The following is a 4858-nucleotide window of genomic DNA, read 5'->3' as shown; positions in this document are numbered from 1 at the left end:
TATCTGTGTCAATCTGCCTGCCCGGTGAAATAGACGAAGTCTCAGCGCAGTTTATCCCGTGAAACAGTCCCTTGGGACTCCCCAAAGGGGGTTTCACTGGGACGGATTTCACTGGGCGTGATCTGCCTGCCCCGTAAAATTTCTTCCCATTTTACTGGGGTGGGCTAAAAACTCTTTTCTTATCTGGGTTGCGGGCAAAGCCCGCGTTAGAAAACAAAAAATTACACCTCTTCATCAAGCACGTAACCAATTTGTTTATAGAGTTCAACATATTCCCTGGCTGACTTTGTCCATGAAAAATCAGTCTGCATGCCCCTGACAACCATTTTCTTCCAGGACTCAGTGTCCTGGTACAAAACAAGAGCATTTTGAATTGCATTCCAAAAAGCTTTGGTGGTTGGTTCCGGAAATACAAAACCAGTAGAATGTTCTGCAGGATAAGGAACTATTGTATCTTTGAGCCCTCCAACCGCCGTGGCCACCGGAGGTGTGCCGTAGCGCAGGCTGTACATCTGTGTCAAACCGCAGGGCTCGTACCTGGAAGGCATCAGAAAAATATCCGTGCCGGCCTGGATTTTGTGGGCCATTTCCTCTGTATAGCCAACAATACCTGCTACATGCCCATGGTACGCCTCCACCAGGTTCATGAGCTTGGCTTCGTACTCTGCATCCCCTTCACCCAGTAATACCACCCCCACATCCTGGCGTACAATGTCGGGTATGATTTCAGTCAAAAGGTCGATCCCTTTCTGGCTGCGAAACCTGCCGATAAAGCCTAAAACAGGCCTGTAAAGCAGTTTTTCAGAAAGACACAATTGATCCAGAAGTTCTTTTTTGCATGCCTGCTTGCCATAAAGATCGCTTGAAGAGTAACCCGCAGCCAGGTACCTGTCCCTTGAAGGATCCCAGACTTCATAGTCGGAACCATTTAAAATACCCACCAGGTCTTTGCTGCGTTTCTGCAGCACATTTTCCAGTCCGCATCCGAATTCAGGAGTCAGGATTTCTTCGGCGTAAGAAGGACTGACGGTTGTTATTTTGTCTGAGTAAGTAATTCCACCCTTGAGGAGGTTGAAGGAGTCATAAAATTCAACACCCTCCATGCCCCAGGCCTCGTATGGCAGACCGCAATCCCAGAAAAGCCGCACGGAAAAACGTCCCTGGAAAGCCAGGTTGTGTATGGTGAAGACCGTGGATGTATTTTTCCAGTATGTGTCCGTCCGGCGCTGGTAGTAAATATAGGGGCTCATCAGGGCTGCGTGCCAGTCGTGGGAATGTACTATCCTGGGTGCTTTTCCAATGGCCTTAATCAGGGCCATGGCTGCCCGGCAGAAAAAAATGAAGCGCTCGCAATTGTCAAAGTAATCACCCTTGTAAGTACAATAGTGATACCTGCGGTCAAAGTACTCTCCCCTGTCCAGAAAGTAAACCGGCATGCCCTTGAAATCGGCGCGGAGTACATCTGCGGTAACACCTGGCCAAGGGTAACCTACATTAATGTCTTCGTACACCAGCCTGGGATTGTATGCACTGGTAGAAATTCGGCCGTATAAAGGAGTAATAACGCTGACCTTGTAGCCCATTTTGTGCAGCGTAAGGGGCAGAATTCCCATCACATCGGCAAGTCCCCCGGTTTTAGAAAACGGGTAGATTTCAGAAGCCACAAAACAAATATCAGGTACAAACTCCATAATTCCTCAACAAGATCTAGGCGGATGGATTATGTTCAGGCGCTTAGCACAAATTTCAAACAAACATGTTGGTAACTTTTTCTGACATCCTGCCCCTTAGGTAGGATCACGGGCACGGCGTAAACTCCCCTCCCTTAGGAAGAAAGTATGGGTGTATGGGGGTATCCATGTGTGGGTGTAAAGATATTTTGACGCCCATACTCCCATACTCCCATACTCCCATACTCCCATACTCCCACACGCCCATACTTCTTAAGCCCGGGGGTGGTTGTATAAGCTCCCTTCCTTTTTCGAATGCTGCCACGAAGGGGCCTCTTTTTCCGCGCAGGGTCGCGGAAAAAGCCTGACATGGCTTCCAGACCGGAAGGGGGACGCTCTCCCCCTGTTTTACTGAAAAGCGCTGACCAGAAACTGGTCAACAAAATCGATTACAAGTTACACCATAATGGTATGAAAAAGCAAACTAAAAAAATTCTGCTTAAAACTCAGATCCGCGCATCAAGTAACCCATGCCCCACAATGCGCTCATCTGAGGGTCCCTGGAGAACTCAACACTGGCTGGAACCAGCCATGGTCTGGATGCAAGCCTGAACCGGATACTTTCCTGAACCTGTTCCCTGAAATAAGGAGCAAGCCTGCTCAGGCCCCCGCTGATACCAATATTTTTAATTCCGAATATGGAAACCATCTGGCTCAGATACAGACCAAGCCTCCTGCCATACTGCCTCATGGTCTTGAGAGCTCTTTCATCCCCTTGTTCCAGGTAGGTGTCAAGCTCTTTCAGGCCCTGCAGAGCCAGCCTGTTCCGTCCTGCCAGATCCTTTATCGCCGATGCTCTGAGCCAGGTCTCGGCGCAGCCGACCTGGCCGCAACCGCAGCGCATCCCGTGATTGGGCCCCATGAATATATGTCCCAGTTCAGGACCCGCATCCAGTTTGCCCCTCCATACATTCCCGTCAAATATAACACCCGACCCAAGCCCTGTTCCCAGGGTAAAGACCAGGGCATCTTTTTCCCCAGCCAGGCACCCCTTATAAATCTCTCCAAGGGCTGCGGCCTGGGCGTCGTTCTCCAGAAAAGGCCTCTTACCGAATATCCCGGAGATGAACCCGGACAGGTCAAAGTCCTTTAGCTCAGGCATGTTGGTGGGGGTGAAGTATACGCCCTGATTCAGGTTCAGAGGGCCTGCACTGGCCAGGCCGATATTTTCAACTTTTCCTGGAGCCCGCTGCATCAACTGTTGAATCAGCCCTGTCAGCATACGCCTGGTACCTTCCAAATCCCTGGGCCTGGGCATGTTGAGCGCCTCTCCGCAGTTCCCGGCCGCATCCATCCATGTCCCCCGTAGATTGCTGCCACCTAAGTCTATGCATATATACATGTACTTCTCACTTCAGCCTTTTCAGCCTGTAGACAAAATCATTAATAATCTTACGGTGATCAAAGGCCAGTTCCGGCAAGTCCTGCAGATCAAAGATACCGGCACTGTCGGCGTCGTCCCCAGGGGACAACTCCTGCCCGGCTTCGACATGAGCCACAAAAACCACGCTCATGTTGTGCTGCCTGGGATCACGATCCGGGTGGGAATAGACTCCCAGAAGATCCGTCAAGGTCACTTTGAGTCCGGTTTCCTCCAGGACTTCCCGCACTGCTGCGGCCTCCACGGTTTCTCCGTAATCCACGAATCCACCTGGAAGGGCCCATCCAGGTGGAGGATTTTTCCTCTCCACCAGGACGATTCTGCCTGGAGGGAAATGAATAATGGTATCCACGGTGGGAAACGGATTGCGGTACATTGCAACCGGGTTCCCGCAGGATGGACAGTGCTTGTAAATTGACATGCCGACACCAGAGGTATTAGCTGGTTTACAGGTTTGAAAGATATGCTTGAGGGTTGAAAGTTCCAGGTTCACGGTTCTGTGAAATATGTGCCTTTGTGGTGCAAACTGTCTTCATTTTTTTGACAGGATAGCAGGAATAAGTCACTATAAGGTATTCATGAAGGTCTTTAATGCAAAATATTACTTATGGCAATATCATATTGGCGCACAAGGGTGCTTTGGGGGACTTTCTTCTGGCATGGCCCGTTTTTCTGTCCATCAGGGCTCAGTTCCCCGAAGCACAGGTGTACTGGCACGGCAAAGATGCCTTTTTACCGTGGCTCGGCCCCATAGGTATAAAAAAGCTTCACTCTGCTTATATATCGGCCTTGGACGGACTTTACAGCAGTACACGCTGGCCGGAAACACTGGATGGGTTCAAGGTTTTCTGGTTCGGACTGGACAGGGTCACCATTCCCGGATCCTTTCATGAACTGTTGTTTCTGAAGGCAGTACAGCCCGGCGAACACAGGCATGTAAGAAGGAGCTATATCAACAGTCTAAATGAACTGGGTATTTCCTACAAAAAGGACTGGCATCTGGACTGGATCAACCTGTTCGGCAGGCATACAGCCGGGAGAAAGGTCCTTCTTTTTCCAGGGTCAGGCAACCCTGCAAAAAACTGGCCTCTGGAAAGATTCCTGGATACCGCCAGGTATTTTGAACAAGAGGGATTTTCAGCAGTAGTGGTGCTTGGACCTGCCGAAGAACATCTGCAAATCCCCGGGGACCTGCAGCAGGCCAGATGCACAAGCCTCAAAGAACTGCAGAACCTTGTCCTCGAGGCCTGCCTGATGCTCGGCAACGACTCCGGTCCCATGCACCTGGGAGCTATGTTTAAAAAACCAGGCCTGGTCCTGTTTGGACCCACCCCGGTCTCGGTGTGGCGGCCGGAGGGAATCCAGGTCCTCAAAACACCTGCAGACTGTGCACCCTGCTCCTGGACCGCTCGCATCCGGTGCAGCAATCCAATATGCATGGCAGCCATAGACCAAAGGCATGTCAAGTCCTGGGGGGACAAATTTTTGAACCGGTTGCCGCCTTGAGTCAAGGCACAAATGAAAAGATGTCTCCCTGACATCCAGGCCCTTTTTCAGTATCTGTTTAGCGCTTTACATATGGCATGGGGACTGGCTCTCCCCGCACTTTTTTTTAGCTGATGTCAAGATAACACTACAGCGAAACTTATATATTGACCTCCGGGGACTGGCTCTTTTGCCGCCTGATTTTTTGTTCAATTGCAAGTTTTCAAACGGCAAAAGTGCCTGTCCCCAATTGAGACAGGTT

At 50.4% G+C, this 4858-nt stretch carries 4 protein-coding genes; 1 reads left to right on the top strand and 3 read right to left on the bottom strand.

Annotated features, from left to right (window positions below; translation table 11 throughout):
- Positions 1-221: 221 nt before the first annotated feature.
- From glgA to QZP87_RS15110, 3 genes are all read right to left on the bottom strand, one after another.
- Positions 222-1691 (bottom strand): glycogen synthase GlgA, encoded by a 1470-nt coding sequence (glgA, locus tag QZP87_RS15120; RefSeq protein ID WP_291323759.1) that lies wholly within the window; start codon positions 1689-1691, stop codon positions 222-224.
- 478 nt (positions 1692-2169) lie between these two features.
- The gene (locus tag QZP87_RS15115) at positions 2170-3072 is read right to left on the bottom strand and encodes an ROK family protein (RefSeq protein ID WP_291323758.1); all 903 of its coding nucleotides are present in this window, start codon (positions 3070-3072) and stop codon (positions 2170-2172) included.
- 7 nt (positions 3073-3079) lie between these two features.
- The gene (locus tag QZP87_RS15110) at positions 3080-3532 is read right to left on the bottom strand and encodes an NUDIX hydrolase (protein WP_291323757.1); all 453 of its coding nucleotides are present in this window, start codon (positions 3530-3532) and stop codon (positions 3080-3082) included.
- A gap of 170 nt (positions 3533-3702) precedes the next feature.
- Here QZP87_RS15110 and QZP87_RS15105 point away from each other — a divergent pair, with 170 nt between their 5' ends.
- The gene (locus QZP87_RS15105; RefSeq protein WP_291323756.1) at positions 3703-4617 is read left to right on the top strand and encodes a glycosyltransferase family 9 protein; all 915 of its coding nucleotides are present in this window, start codon (positions 3703-3705) and stop codon (positions 4615-4617) included.
- Positions 4618-4858: the final 241 nt, after the last annotated feature.

Source organism: Desulfonatronospira sp. (assembly GCA_003563255.1).
Lineage (GTDB): Bacteria > Desulfobacterota > Desulfovibrionia > Desulfovibrionales > Desulfonatronovibrionaceae > Desulfonatronospira.
The sequence above is the reverse complement of the archived record's forward strand: the minus strand, read 5'-3'. Positions and strand labels throughout refer to the sequence as shown.